The organism is Streptomyces roseolus, from assembly GCF_014649855.1.
Taxonomy (GTDB): domain Bacteria; phylum Actinomycetota; class Actinomycetes; order Streptomycetales; family Streptomycetaceae; genus Streptomyces; species Streptomyces roseolus.
Window position 1 is genome coordinate 109,202 of record NZ_BMTV01000021.1, and the last position, 13,240, is coordinate 122,441.

13 protein-coding genes and 1 riboswitch are annotated in these 13,240 nt (G+C 73.2%); of the genes, 7 read left to right on the plus strand and 6 right to left on the minus strand.

Annotated elements, in window-relative coordinates:
* Positions 1-50 precede the first annotated feature (50 nt).
* Together nagA and IE245_RS24210 are read right to left on the minus strand one after the other, a co-directional pair.
* Complete coding sequence (nagA, locus tag IE245_RS24205; RefSeq protein ID WP_189951047.1) at positions 51-1,229, minus strand: N-acetylglucosamine-6-phosphate deacetylase; 1,179 nt, start codon at positions 1,227-1,229, stop codon at positions 51-53.
* Positions 1,229-2,203, minus strand: a complete 975-nt coding sequence (locus IE245_RS24210) for an ROK family protein (protein ID WP_189951049.1) — start codon at positions 2,201-2,203, stop codon at positions 1,229-1,231. The genes nagA and IE245_RS24210 overlap by 1 nt, the downstream gene beginning before the upstream one ends.
* A gap of 229 nt (positions 2,204-2,432) precedes the next feature.
* On the opposite strand from IE245_RS24210, the gene IE245_RS24215 reads away from it, so the two are divergent.
* The 3 genes from IE245_RS24215 (at position 2,433) to otsB (ending at position 4,949) form a co-directional block, all read left to right on the plus strand.
* Positions 2,433-3,716 (plus strand): extracellular solute-binding protein, encoded by a 1,284-nt coding sequence (locus tag IE245_RS24215; protein WP_229851474.1) that lies wholly within the window; start codon positions 2,433-2,435, stop codon positions 3,714-3,716.
* A 67-nt stretch (positions 3,717-3,783) separates the two neighbouring features.
* Positions 3,784-4,041 (plus strand): DUF3263 domain-containing protein, encoded by a 258-nt coding sequence (locus IE245_RS24220; protein WP_189951053.1) that lies wholly within the window; start codon positions 3,784-3,786, stop codon positions 4,039-4,041.
* A 65-nt stretch (positions 4,042-4,106) separates the two neighbouring features.
* Entirely contained in the window at positions 4,107-4,949 is an 843-nt protein-coding gene (gene otsB, locus IE245_RS24225) for a trehalose-phosphatase (protein ID WP_189951055.1), read from the plus strand.
* Between the two features lie 100 nt (positions 4,950-5,049).
* Here otsB and IE245_RS24230 read toward each other — a convergent pair whose 3' ends face one another.
* Positions 5,050-5,934: an NAD(P)-dependent oxidoreductase gene (locus IE245_RS24230; RefSeq protein ID WP_189951058.1), complete on the minus strand. Its 885-nt coding sequence runs from the start codon at positions 5,932-5,934 to the stop codon at positions 5,050-5,052.
* A 95-nt stretch (positions 5,935-6,029) separates the two neighbouring features.
* Here IE245_RS24230 and IE245_RS24235 point away from each other — a divergent pair, with 95 nt between their 5' ends.
* Positions 6,030-6,380 (plus strand): winged helix-turn-helix transcriptional regulator, encoded by a 351-nt coding sequence (locus tag IE245_RS24235; RefSeq protein WP_189951059.1) that lies wholly within the window; start codon positions 6,030-6,032, stop codon positions 6,378-6,380.
* A gap of 37 nt (positions 6,381-6,417) precedes the next feature.
* Here the strand turns inward: IE245_RS24235 and IE245_RS24240 are convergent, their stop codons facing one another.
* From IE245_RS24240 to IE245_RS24250, 3 genes are all read right to left on the minus strand, one after another.
* Entirely contained in the window at positions 6,418-7,866 is a 1,449-nt protein-coding gene (locus IE245_RS24240; RefSeq protein WP_189951061.1) for an alpha,alpha-trehalose-phosphate synthase (UDP-forming), read from the minus strand.
* Between the two features lie 91 nt (positions 7,867-7,957).
* On the minus strand, positions 7,958-9,460 hold the full coding sequence (locus IE245_RS24245; RefSeq protein WP_189951063.1) for a hypothetical protein: 1,503 nt from the start codon (positions 9,458-9,460) through the stop codon (positions 7,958-7,960).
* A 110-nt stretch (positions 9,461-9,570) separates the two neighbouring features.
* Positions 9,571-10,512, minus strand: a complete 942-nt coding sequence (locus IE245_RS24250; protein WP_189951146.1) for a glucosyl-3-phosphoglycerate synthase — start codon at positions 10,510-10,512, stop codon at positions 9,571-9,573.
* A 121-nt stretch (positions 10,513-10,633) separates the two neighbouring features.
* Positions 10,634-10,776, plus strand: a riboswitch (SAM riboswitch).
* Here IE245_RS24250 and thrC point away from each other — a divergent pair.
* The 3 genes from thrC to IE245_RS24265 all read left to right on the plus strand — a co-directional run bounded on the left by thrC (position 10,761) and on the right by IE245_RS24265 (position 13,030).
* Positions 10,761-12,101, plus strand: coding sequence for a threonine synthase (gene thrC / locus IE245_RS24255; protein WP_189951066.1), 1,341 nt, complete (start codon positions 10,761-10,763; stop codon positions 12,099-12,101). It overlaps the preceding riboswitch by 16 nt.
* 32 nt (positions 12,102-12,133) lie before the next feature.
* A complete protein-coding gene (locus IE245_RS24260; RefSeq protein WP_128985002.1) occupies positions 12,134-12,412 on the plus strand; it encodes a MoaD/ThiS family protein in 279 nt (92 codons plus the stop codon).
* Between the two features lie 414 nt (positions 12,413-12,826).
* Complete coding sequence (locus tag IE245_RS24265) at positions 12,827-13,030, plus strand: cold-shock protein (RefSeq protein WP_030498267.1); 204 nt, start codon at positions 12,827-12,829, stop codon at positions 13,028-13,030.
* Positions 13,031-13,240 lie beyond the last annotated feature (210 nt).

A 13,240-nucleotide genomic window follows, 5' to 3' on the forward strand; every position in this document is an offset into this window, starting at 1 on the left:
CGGGCGGTGGAGGGCGGTGTGCCGGACGGTGTCGGCGGTGGAGGGCGGTGTCAGGCGGTCTGCGGCACCCGGGTGGGGACGCCCTGGGGGGCGACGATCCACTCGCCCCTGCGCATGACGCCCTTCACGTCGAACGCCGCGTCGAGGACGACCATGTCCGCGTCCTTGCCGGGCTCCAGGGAGCCGACCCGGTCGTAGACGCCGAGCAGCCGGGCCGGGTTGGCGGAGATGGCCTGGACGACGGACTCGACGGGGAGCCGGTCGACGGTGGCGGCGCGCTTGAAGGCGCGGTCCAGGGTGAGGGTGGAGCCGGCGATCGAGCCGCCCTCGACGAGGCGGGCCACGCTGTCCTTCACCTCGACCTCCAGCGGGCCGAGCATGTAGCGGCCGTCGCCGAAGCCCGCCGCGTCCATGGCGTCGGTGATGAGGGCGACGCGTTCGGGGCCCGCGTGGTGGAAGGCGAGCTCCAGGGCGGCCGGGTGGAGGTGGGTGCCGTCGTTGATGAGTTCGACGGTGATCCGCTCGTCCTCCAGGAGGGCCGCGATCGGGCCGGGCGCGCGGTGGCCGAGGCCGGGCATCGCGTTGTACAGGTGGGTGGCGACGGTGGCGCCGGCGTCGATGGCCTGGACGGTCTGCTCGTAGCTGGCGTCGGTGTGGCCGATGGCCGCGATGACGCCGTGCTCGGCGAGGAGGCGTACGGAGTCGAGGCCGCCGGGCAGCTCGGTGGCGAGGGTGACCATCTTGGCCTGGCCGCGGGCGGCGTCGATCAGCTTGAGGACCTCGGCCGGGTGCGGGTCGCGCAGCAGGGTCTCGTCGTGGGCGCCCTTGCGGCAGGGGGAGATGAACGGGCCCTCGAAGTGGAGGCCGGCGATCTCGCCCTGCTCGGCCAGTTCGGAGAGCAGTCCGGCCCGGGCGGTGAGGAAGTCCATGTCGCCGGTGACGAAGGAGGCGACGACGGTGGTGGTGCCGTGCAGCCGGTGGGTGTGGACGCCCTTGAGGACCTCGTCGACGGTGCCGGACGTGAAGGAGGCGCCGCCGCCGCCGTGGTTGTGCATGTCGACGAAGCCGGGCACCAGCCAGTGGCCGCTGAGGTCGAGGACCTCGGCGTCCTCGGGCGCCGCGCCCGCGATGCGGCCGCCGTCGACGATCACGCGCCCGTTCTCGACGATCCCGGTGGGCAGCACGACGCGTGCGCCGGCGAGAACCTTGTGATCGGACTGATCGGACATCAGGCGGAAACCTCCGGGTCGGTGGTGCGCGGGTCGGCGAGGTCGGCGGGGCGCCGGTCGGCGAGCAGGTCCCAGGCGAGGAGCCCCGCGCCCAGGCACCCGGCGGTGTCCCCGAGGGCCGCCGGGACGATGACGGGCAGCTTCTGGAAGGTCACGCGTTCCTCCACGGCGGCCCGAAGGGGTGTGAACAAGGTTTCCCCGGCCTCGGCGAGACCGCCACCGATGATGAGCGTGCGGGGGTCCAGCAGGGTGAGGGCGGTGACCAGTCCGTCGGCCAGGGCGTCGACCGCCTCCTGCCAGACGCGTACGGCCACGGGGTCGCCGGACTCGACCGCCTTGGCGCAGTCGGCGGCGTCCGCCCCCGGGTCGCCGGAGGCCGCGGCCCAGGCGAGGGAGACGGCGGAGGCGGAGGCGTACCGCTCCAGGCAGCCGCGCTGGCCGCAGCCGCAGTCGGTCCCGCCGGGGCGGACGACGATGTGGCCGATCTCGCCGGCGTAGCCGTGGGCGCCGGCCTCGATGCGGTCGCCGATGCCGATGGCGCCGGCGATGCCGGTGCCGAGGGGCACGAAGAGGAAGCGGTCGGCGCCGTGGCCCGCGCCGATGCGGCCCTCGGCGAGGCCGCCGGTGCGCACGTCGTGGCCGAGGGCGACGGGGAGGCCGCCGAGGCGTTCGCTGAGGAGGTCGCGGAGGGGGACGTCGCGCCAGCCGAGGTTGGCGGCGTAGACGGCGATGCCGCGGTCGGCGTCGACGATGCCGGGGACGGCGACTCCGGCGGCCGCGGCGGGCTCCCCGTACCGCTCCTCGCCGAGGGCGCGGAGGTCCTCGGCGAAGGCGAGGATCGTCTCGACGACGGCTTCCGCGCCGCGGTCGCGCCCGGTGGCGCGGCGGGCCTCGTGGAGCAGGGTGCCGTCCGCCCCGACGAGGGCGGCCTTCATGCCGGTGCCGCCCACATCGAGGGCGATGACGTGTCTCACGGGGGACAGTCTCGCGCGAGACCGCCCTAAAGGTCTAGTCCACTGCCGAGGATTGTTGCGCTCGGATACAAATTCGGGCCGGTGACGTGGGGGGTTTGTGGCGAAGGTCGCCCGGGAGTTGCGGAAGTGATACCCCACTGGTGTAGACCTCTAGTTCGACACTGGGGGAGACTTTCGAACCCCGAACCTGTGAATGTGCAGCTCACTGCTGCTCAATGACGAGCAAAAGGTGGATGAAGCCGTGGAGCGGCGACGATTCCTTGGACTGACCGCGGCCGCCGCCGCCCTGGGCCTGACCGCCACGGTCGCCGGCTGCGGCACCCTCGGCGGTGACGGCGGCGACGTGACCCTGCGCCTGGTCGCCGCCGACTACGACCTCACCGGAGGCAACACCACCCAGAAGTACTGGGACGACCTCGTCGCCGCCTTCCAGGCCGCCCACCCCGGGATCAAGGTCCAGGTGCAGGTCGAGTCCTGGGACGACGTCGACCGCAAGGTCGCCGAGATGGTCGAGGCCGGCCGGGCCCCCGACGTCGCCCAGATCGGCGCCTACGCCGACTACGCCGCCGCCGGGCAGCTCTACTCGGCCGACGACCTCCTCACCATCCCCGTGCAGGCCAACTTCGTCCCGGCGCTCGCCGAGGCCGGCGAGAACGACCGCACCCAGTACGGCCTGCCGTTCGTCGCCTCCACCCGCCCGCTCTTCTACAACGCCGACCTCTTCGAGAAGGCCGGCGCGAAGCCCCCCACCACCTGGGACGAGCTGGCTGCCGCCGCGAAGAAGCTCAAGGAGGACGGCGTCCGCACCCCCTTCGCCCTCCCCCTCGGCCCGGAGGAGGCGCAGGCCGAGTCCCTGATGTGGCTGTTCGCCGGCGGGGGCGGCTGGACCGACGACTCCGACCGGTACGACATCGCCTCCGAGGCCAACGTCGCCACCTTCACCTGGCTCAAGGACGAGCTGGTCGGCCAGGGCCTCACCGGCCCCGTCGCCCCCGGCAAGCTCAACCGCAAGGCCGCCTTCGCCGCCTTCGCGCAGGGCCAGGTCGGCATGCTCAACGGCCACCCCTCCCTCCTCCAGGAGGCCGCCAAGCAGGGCGTCAAGGTCGGCCAGGTCCCGCTGCCCGGCGTCGACGGCCCCGCCAAGGTCTCCATGGGCGTCGCCGACTGGATCATGGGCTTCAAGCAGAACGGGCACCGCGAGCAGATCGGGACCTTCCTCGACTTCGTCTTCAGCGACGAGAACGTCCTCAAGTTCGCCGGCGACAACGACCTGCTGCCCGTCACCGTCAGCGCCTCCGCCCGCATGGAGACCGGGACCGAGCACGCGAACCTCCGCGAGTTCCTGAAGGCGCTGCCCACCGCCCAGCTGCCGCCCGTCGGCAAGACCTCCTGGGCCAAGGTCAGCGAGACCATCAAGCAGGACATCGGCAAGGCCGTCACCCCCGCCGGCCGTCCCGCCGACGTCCTCGGCGCCATCGCCCGCACGGCGACGGCCGCGGAGGCGGCGGAGTAGCCGGAGGGGCGGGAGGGGGCCGCGACCGCGGAGGCGGCCGGGCGGCGCCCTTATATAGGTTGGTCGTATGACCGAAGAGCACGTGCCCGACACCGGTCCCGCCGAGCTGGGGGAGCGGGAGCGGGCCGTGCTCGCCGTCGAGCGCCGCTCCTGGCCCGGCCCCGGTGCCAAGGAGCGGGCCGTCCGCGAGGGCCTCGGCCTCTCGCCGACCCGCTACTACCAGCTCCTCAACGCCCTCCTCGACGACCCGCGCGCCCTCGCCCACGACCCGGTCACCGTCAACCGGCTGCGCCGGGTCCGGGAGGAGAAGCGGCGCCGGAGGTAAACCCGTCCGGGGAGGTGAGTCCGGCCACGCTGACGCCGGGCGAAGGCGTGGGTAGGGTCGGCCGTATGGTCAGCAGCCTTCCGCACCCGGCCACGCCCTCCGGCCGTGACGGCCTCGACGCGCTCCTCGCGCGTCCCTCCGAGGCCGTCGTCGCCCTCGACTTCGACGGGACGCTCGCCGAGATCGTCCCCGATCCCGAGCGGGCCCGCGCCCATCCCGGCGCCGTCCCCGCCCTCGTCGCCCTCGCCCCGCACCTGGCCGCCGTCGTCATCGTCACCGGCCGCCCGGCGGGCGTCGCCGTCCGCCACGGCGGCCTCGCCGGGGTGCCGGGCCTGGAGCACCTCACCGTCCTCGGCCACTACGGCGCCGAACGCTGGGACGCCGCCACCGGCGCCGTCACGGCCGCCGCCCCGCACCCCGGCGTCGCCGCCGTCCGCGCCGAGCTCCCCGGCTTCCTCGACCGGCACGGCGCCTGGCCCGGCGTCTGGATCGAGGAGAAGGGCCGCGCGGTCGCCGTCCACACCCGCCGCGCCCGCGACCCCGAGGGCGCCTTCGAGGCGCTGAAGGGCCCGCTCGGCGACCTGGCCGCCGCGCACGGCCTGGTGCTGGAGCCGGGCCGGCTGGTCCTGGAGCTGCGGCCCCCGGGCATGGACAAGGGCGTGGCGCTGGCGGAGTTCGTGCGCGAGAAGCGCGCGGGTTCCGTCCTGTACGCGGGCGACGACCTGGGCGACCTGCCGGCCTTCGCCGCCGTGGAGAAGCTCCGCGGCGACGGCCTGCCGGGCCTCCTCGTCTGCTCCGGGTCCAGCGAGGTCCCGGAGCTCGCCGACCGCGCGGACCTGTCCGTGGACGGCCCGGCGGGCGTCGTCGCCTTCCTCGGGGAACTGGCGAGGGCGGTGCGGAAGGGCTGAGCGCCCTTCCGGCGGATCACTCCGGCTCGGACGCTTCCGGATCACCGTCACGCCGGAGGCGCGGAACGTCACCCGGCCGAGCCGGCCCGCGGTCGCCCCGTCACCGGCGCAGCAGGTCCACCACGCCCGTCAGGTCCTCCGACGGGGAGCCTTCCGCGAGGCGGCGGCGCATCAGGGCGAAGTAGGGGTTGAGGAGTTCGGGGCTCACGCCCTGTTCCGCGGCGGTGGCGAGGAAGGTGGGGGTGCCGGCCGTCTGCATGCCGAGGTTGCTGACCACGTTGGTGGTGTAGTCGCCGGTGGTGAGCTGGTCGGCGGTCTGGGCGATGTGGGGGTCGGCCATGGCGGTGATCCACTCGGCGAGGAGGGGGGCGAACGCGATCGGGTCGATGGACTCCTCGCGGATCAGGGCGAAGGCGTGGGCCGTACCCGCGAACATGCCGTACATGGCGCTGAGCAGGGCCACGTCGTGGAGGGCGGCGTGGCCGGGGTCCGCGCCGACGAAGCGGGTGCCCGCCGGGACCGCGAGGGTCTTCTCGTGGGTCTCGAAGAGGTCCGGCGCGCCGCTGTAGAAGACGTATCCGCCGGCCTCCGGGACGCCGATCATCGGTGGGACGGCCATGATGCCGCCGTCCAGGTAGCGGGCGCCGCGGGCGGTCGCCCAGGCGGCGCGCCCGCGGGCCTGGGCGGGGGTCGTGGTGGTGAGGTTGACGAGGTCCTTGCCGGTCAGGTCGGTGTCCTTCAGGGCCTCCTCCACCGAGGCGTCGTCCAGGAGGCAGACGATCACGAGGTCGCCGGCGGCCACGGCCTGCGCGGCGGTCGCGGCGGCCTTCGCGCCCTCGGCCACCAGGGGCTCGGTGCGGGCGGCGGAGCGGTTCCAGACGGTGAGCGGGTGGCCGGCGGCGAGCCAGGTGCGGGCGAGGGCGGTGCCCATGGCGCCGAGGCCGAGGAGGGTGACGGGGGCGGCGGAGGGAGAGTTCGCTGTCATGCCCCAAGGCTGTGGCAGGGGTCTGACCCGCTCAAGTACCCACTTCGGAGTGGGTGGTTACCCTGGGGTGAGCGAGCAGGTCAGGAGGGTGCGGCATGACGACGGTGAATCGGCCCCTGGACGACGACGGGCACGTGTGTGGCATCGACACCGCCATGGAGGTGATCGGCGGGAAGTGGAAGGTGCTGATCCTCTGGGCGCTGCGCGAGGGGCCCGAGCGGCGGTTCGGGGAGCTGCGGCGGATGGTGCCGGGCGTCACCGAGAAGGTGCTCGCCTCCCACCTGCGGGAGATGGAGGCGGACGGCATCGTGCGCCGGGTCTCCTACGACGAGGTGCCGCCCCGGGTCGAGTACGGGCTCACCAAGGACGGCCTCCGGCTGAACGACGCGCTCGAACCGCTCGCCGCCTGGGGGCGGGAGCGGCGGGAGGGCGACGTCCGGCCGTGATCCTCCCCCGCCCGGCCCGGGCGGGAGGGCGGGGCGGTCAGTCGGACGGGGCGCGCAGGGCGTCCAGCTGGTCGAGGAACCAGCGCTGCGGGGGGAGGGCGGTGGCGGCCTCGGCGAGGCGCGCGGTGCGCTCGGCGCGCTCCCCGGCCGGCATGGTGAGGGCCGTGTGGAGGGCCTCGGCGGTGGCCGAGACGTCGAAGGGGTCGACGGTGAGGGCGTCCTTCCCCAGCTCGCGGTGGGCGCCCGCGCCGGTCGACAGGACCAGGGCGCAGCCCGCGTCGGAGACGACGGGTATCTCCTTCGCCACCAGGTTCATGCCGTCCCTGACCGGGTTGACCAGGGCCACGTCGGCGAGGCGGTAGGCGGCGAGGGAGCGGGTGAAGTCGTCCTCGACGGAGACCAGGACCGGCTGCCAGTCGTCCGTGCCGAACTCGGCGTTGATCTCCTCGGCGAGGGCGACCACGGACGCCGTGTACGCGCGGTACGACTCCAGGTCCTGCCGGGACGGGTAGGCGGAGGCCAGGTGGACGACCTCGCCGCGCCACTCGGGGTGCTCCGTCAGCAGCTCCCGGTAGGCCATCAGGCCGCGCAGGATGTTCTTCGACAGTTCGGTGCGGTCGACGCGCACGATGGTCTTCCGGCCCCCGACCTCCTCGCGGAGCCGGGCCAGGCGTTCGTCGACCTGGGGACGGTGGGCGAGGGCCCGCAGCTCGTCGCCGTCGACGCCGAGCGCGTACACCCGGACGCGGGTGCGGCCCTTCCCGGTGTCGTGCCGGCGCCACTCCACGCCGTACCAGGGGTCGCCGCTGGGCCACAGCCCCTGGGCGTGGCCGGTGGAGTCCTCGCGCTGCTGGAAGCAGCCGATGAAGAAGGACGCCCATCCCCAGGTGTGGAAACCGAGCTCGTCCGCGCCGAGCATGCCCCACAGCAGCTCCTCGACGATGTCGTCCGGCACCATCCGCAGGTACTCCGGCGACACCCACGGGGTGTGCGTGAAGTGGCCGATCCTGAGGTCGGGGCGCAGCTCGCGCAGCATCCCGGGGACGAGCGCCAGGTGGTAGTCCTGCACCAGGACCGCCGCGCCCTCGGCCGCCTCGGCCGCCAGCGCCTCGGCGAAGGCGCGGTTGTAGGCGCGGTAGGAGGCCCAGCGGCGGCGGAAGGCGGCGTCGAAGACGGGCTCGCGGGGGACGTCGTACAGGTGGTGGTGGAGGAACCACAGCATCGAGTTCGCGATGCCGTTGTACGCGTCGTGGTACACCTCCGGGTCGATGTCCAGCATCCGCACCCCGGGCTCGGCGACGCCGCGCCGGACGGCTTCGCGGTCGCCGTCGCCGAGCGCCGCGCACACCCACAGGCTGTCCTGGGAGTCCACGGCGCTCAGACCGGAGACGAGGCCGCCGCCGCCCCTGCGGGAGGAGAGCGTGCCGTCGTCTCCGAGCGTGTACGAGACGGGGCCTCGGTTGGATGCCACGAGTACGGAAGCCATGTGGCGAACCTAGCCCGTCTCGTAAACGCTCAAACGTACGTATACGAGACGGAGGGATCCGGCCACGCTGCGTCGCCGCAGGTCAGCCGGGTCAGTCGCGTCGGCCGCGCATCGCCGCCTTCGCCACCAGGCCCGTGCCGGCGAGCACCACGGCCAGCGCGCCGAGCAGCCACAGCCGCTCGCCGTGGGAGCCGGTGTCGGCCATGGAGCCGCCGGTGCCGCCGTGGCGGGGGCCCGGGGCCGGGGCGGCCGTGGTGGCGGCCACGGAGGACGAGGGGGCCGGCGGGACGGTCGGGAAGCTCGGCGCGGAAGCGGGCCTCACGGCCGGATCCGTGGGCTCCGCCGTCGGTTCCGGTGGCGACGGCTCCGCCGGCTCCGGCGGTTCCGGTGTCGTCGGGCTCGGGGACGGAACCGGGTCCCGTCCCGCCGGGCCCGGGCCCGCCGTCCTGGTGACCTCCAGGTCCGGCACCGGCACCGAGAGGGCGAGGCCGGCGGGCACGTAGGCGTCTCCGTCGGTGGCGAAGGCCAGCTCGGCGGAGGTCGCGCCGACCGGGATCGCGCCGTCGGGGACGTCGAACTCCTTCGCGTCGACCGAAAGGTTGTCGACCAGGTCGGGGGAGACCGCGCCGTCGTCCTCGCCGGCGAAGAAGTCGTCCGTGGTGCCGGTGTCCCCGGTGACGCCCTTCCCGCCGACGAGGAACCGGTCGCCGGGGGCGTTCCGGTCGCCGTCGTACGCGACCACGCCCGCCCGTACCTTCCCCGGGGAGCGGCGGAAGCCGTCCACCGTCACCGTCGTCGCCGGGGAGGCCGGGCGCTGGAGGACGTGCCCGCCGTAGAGGTGGACGGAGCGCCGCTCCGGCGCCTCCGCCGGGTCGGGGCCCGGGAAGCGGTGGACGACGGTGAGGGACCAGCCGGCGACGCAGCCCTTGCCGTTCGGCGCCCAGACGCCGCTCACGCCGACCGCCACCGGCGCGCCCGTCCCCGTGACGCCCGCGAAGGCGGCGGTGACGTCGGACTCGCCCGTGTAGTAGTGCGGCCCGTCGGCCTCGGCGGGGTCGACGACCATGCTGTCGATCGAGACGGGCGCCGCCGCCTTCGCCCCGACCGCCAGCAGCGGGGCGGTGGTCGCCGGGTCGCCGGGGGAGGGGGCCGCGTCGGCGCCGGAGGGGTCGCAGCGCTTCAGCTCCGTCCCGCCGGGCCCCCGGTGCGTGCCGTCGTTGCCGCCCCAGTAGAGGCGGGCGTACGCCACCTCGGCGCCCTCGGGGATCCGGACCCGGCCGGTGCTGGAGCCGTACGCGTCGCCGGTGCCGGCGGTGTCGAGGCGCCGCGTCACGAAGGCGTCGTCGCGGTTCGCGCCCCCGCCCCCGGTGGCGGCCGCGCAGCGGGCCGCCAGGTCGGCGGGGGCCCGCGGGCAGCCCATGACGGTGTTGCCGATGGTGGCGAAGTCCCCGTACAGGGACGCCCGGTACCGCTCGCCGAAGGGCTCGACGACGTCGGCGGCGGCCGGTGGGGCCGCCGCGGGCCAGAGCGGGCCCGCGGCGAGCAGACCCACCGCGAGCACCCGGAGGAGCGGGTGCGATGATCTGAAGCGCATGAAAGGGCAATGTAGGCAAAGCGCATCATCTGCGGACGTTACGCCACGCGCTGCCGCCCGTACGCCCCCGGCGTCCTACGCCACGCGGCGCCGCCCTGCTCCCCACCGCCTTACGCCACGCGGCGCCGCGCGTACTCCGTGATCTCGGCCATCGGCGGGCGCTCCTCCGTGTCCACCGCGTACGTGTGCGGCACGAAGCCGTTCTCGCCCCGCTCGAACTGGGTGAGCCGGGGGCGCACGAGATGGCCCCGGGAGAGCCTCAGCTGCGCCGTGCGGTAGATCGCCGCCGCCATCCGGCCCAGCGCCTGGCCGTCCTGGTGCCGGTGCTTGCGGACCCCGACGTCGACCTGCGCGAGGGCGTCCAGGCCCACCGTGTGCAGCGCGTCGACGAGGAGCCCCAGTTCCACTCCGTAACCGACGGGGAAGGGGAGCCGTTCGAGCAGCGAGCGCCGGGCCGCGTACTCGCCGCCCAGCGGCTGCACGAAGCCGGCGAGGCGCGGCCAGTGCAGATTGAGCAGCGGGCGCGCCACCAGCTCCGTCACCCGGCCGCCCTGGCCTGGGGTGTCACCGAAGGGGCGGTCGTACATCGCCTTCACGAAGTCGACGTCCGGGTCGGTGAGGAGCGGGCCCACGATCCCCGTGACGAAGTCCGCGGAGAAGTCCTTCAGGTCCGCGTCGACGAAGCAGACGACCTCCCCGCTGGTCACCATGAGTGAGCGCCACAGGACCTCGCCCTTGCCCGGGACCGCCGGGATCCGGGGGAGGATGTCGTCGCGGGCGACCACGCGCGCGCCGGCCGCGGCCGCGACCTCGGCGGTGCGGTCCGTGGAGCCCGAGTCGATCACCACCAGCTCGTCGACGAGCGGCACCGCCCCGGTCATCAGCTCGCGCCGGATCACGCCGACGATGTCGCCGACCGTCGCCTCCTCGTTCAGCGCGGGCAGCACCACGCTGACCGTCGTCCCCCGCTTCGCGGCGAGCACCCGCTCCAGGGGGCGGTCGGACACGGACCAGGACCGCCGGGGCAGCCAGCGCTCCACTTCTTCCAGCAACGTGATCTCCATCTCGCGGATCGGACGACCGTCTCCACCTTCGAAGCCTTCGGTTACAGTCTTGAACAACGCGGATGCCCGATGCATGTCGGGGTGCCGCCCGCGTCTCACAATCGAATACCGCTCATCCAGAGGGGCAGAGGGATACGGCCCGTTGAAGCCCCGGCAACCCTCCAGTCGGTTTGTCTTGCGCCAGCGAGGCCCCCGGCTAGGGAAGGTGCCAAATCCGTCTCATGGCGAAATGCGTCATGAGGAAGATGAGGAGAAAGGGCCTCCCCTCCATGGCTGTACAGACCTCCGCACCCGCTGCCGCCGCCGACACCACCGGCGCCACCGTCGATCTCGGCCCCGCGTCCGGGCTTTCCTGTCGCGAATGCGGCGAGGTCTTCGCCCTCGGCCCGATCTTCGCCTGCGAGCTCTGCTTCGGACCCCTCGAAGTCGCCTACGAACTGCCCGTCGGCGACCCGGAGGAGCTGCGGAAGCGGATCGAGGCCGGCCCCGCGAACATCTGGCGCTACGCGCCCCTGCTGCCCGTCCCCGCCGACGTCGCCGAGAAGCCGAACCTGAACCCCGGCTGGACCCCGCTCGTCCGGGCCGACAACCTCGCCCGCGAGCTCGGCGTCGCCCCCGGCAAGCTCTTCGTCAAGGACGACTCCGGCAACCCGACCCACTCCTTCAAGGACCGGGTCGTCGCCCAGGCCATCGAGGCCGCCCGCGCCTTCGGCTTCACCACCCTCTCCTGCTCCTCCACCGGCAACCTCGCCGGCGCCGTCGGCGCCGCCGCCGCCCGCGCCGGCTTCCGCTCCTGCGTCTTCATCCCGCACGACCTGGAGCAGGGCAAGGTCGTCATGGCCGGCGTGTACGGCGGCGACCTGGTCGCCATCGAGGGCAACTACGACGACGTCAACCGCTTCTGCTCGGAGCTCATCGGCGACCCGCTCGGCGAGGGCTGGGGCTTCGTGAACGTCAACCTCCGCCCGTACTACGGCGAGGGCTCCAAGACGCTCGCCTACGAGATCTGCGAGCAGCTCGGCTGGGTAATCCCCGACCAGCTGGTCATCCCGATCGCCTCCGGCTCCCAGCTCACCAAGATCGACAAGGGGCTCCAGGAGCTCGTCAAGCTGGGCCTCGTCGAGGACAAGCCGTACAAGATCTTCGGCGCCCAGGCCGAGGGCTGCTCCCCGGTGTCGACGGCCTTCAAGGCCGGCCACGACGTCGTGCGGCCCCAGAAGCCGAACACCATCGCCAAGTCCCTGGCGATCGGCAACCCGGCCGACGGCCCGTACGTCCTCGACATCGCCCGCCGCACCGGCGGCGCGGTGGAGGACGTGAACGACGAGCAGGTCGTCGACGCGATCAAGCTGCTCGCCCGGACCGAGGGCATCTTCGCCGAGACGGCGGGCGGCGTGACCGTCGGCGTGACGCGCAAGCTCGTCGAGGCCGGCGTCATCGACCCGAACCTCACCACCGTCGTCCTCAACACCGGTGACGGGCTCAAGACCCTGGACGCCGTCGCCGACAGTTCTCAGGCGACCGCCACCATCCGCCCGAGCCTGGACGCGTTCCGCGACGCGGGCCTGGCCCACTGACACCCGCCGACACCCGTACGGAGAGCATCGACATGGCCGTGAACGTCCGCATCCCCACCATCCTCCGCACCTACACCGGCGGCCAGGCCGAGGTCCCCGCCGAGGGCGCCACCCTCGCCGAGGTCATCGCCGACCTGGAGAAGAACCACACCGGCATCGCCGCCCGCGTCCTGGACGACCAGGGCAAGCTGCGCCGCTTCGTGAACGTCTACGTGAACGACGACGACGTCCGCTTCGAGCAGGGCCTGGAGACCGCCACGCCGGACGGCGCGGGCGTCTCGATCATCCCGGCCGTCGCCGGCGGCTGCTGATCCTTACCCGTTGGTAGCCTTCGCTCCAGAATTGCCCCTTCCGCGAGAGAAAGCGGAGGGGGCAATTCTGCATGGTTGAGCGCGATAGAGTTGGGGAAGCCCCCTCAGCCGCTCATGCCATCCGCATATGAGCGCGGTCTCGGACCTGACGAGAACGGGCCAACAAGCGGCCGAAAAGCATAGGCACTCTGCCCCTTATGCCGCTTTCGCCCGGCCCGAGTTGCCCTGCAATTCATGCATTCCTCCCCGATTCCCCTTTCCGCGCCTTCCAGAATTCCCGGCGGATTGCCCTGTTGCAGAGGGCAGTTGGACAGATACATTCAGCCGCGGTCGACGCGTTCCGGCGCAGGTTCTGACCCGGGTCCGTGAAGTGCGGATCCGCGCAAGGGCCAGTAAGTAATAGGGGAGTTAGGCATGGCTCAGGGCACCGTCAAGTGGTTCAACGCGGAGAAGGGCTACGGCTTCATCGCGGTCGACGGTGGTGCGGATGTTTTCGTCCACTACAGCGCCATCCAGATGGATGGGTACCGCAGCCTCGAAGAGGGCCAGCGAGTCGAGTTCGAGATCTCGCAGGGTCAGAAGGGTCCGCAGGCGGACATGGTCAAGGTGACCGCCTGAGGCGCGGCGCGATCGGCCACCGACGTCTCGTCGTCGAGGGGCCCGCATCCTCTGGGATGCGGGCCCCTCACGCGTTCCCGGACGCCCGCGGGGGGGGGCCTGCGGGGGCGCTCGGCGGACGCCTGCCGCGCGCCTGTGGGCCCCTTTCGGGCGTCTGCTGCGCGCCTGTGAGCGGCTGCCGGATGCCTGCCGCGCGCCTGTGGACGCCTG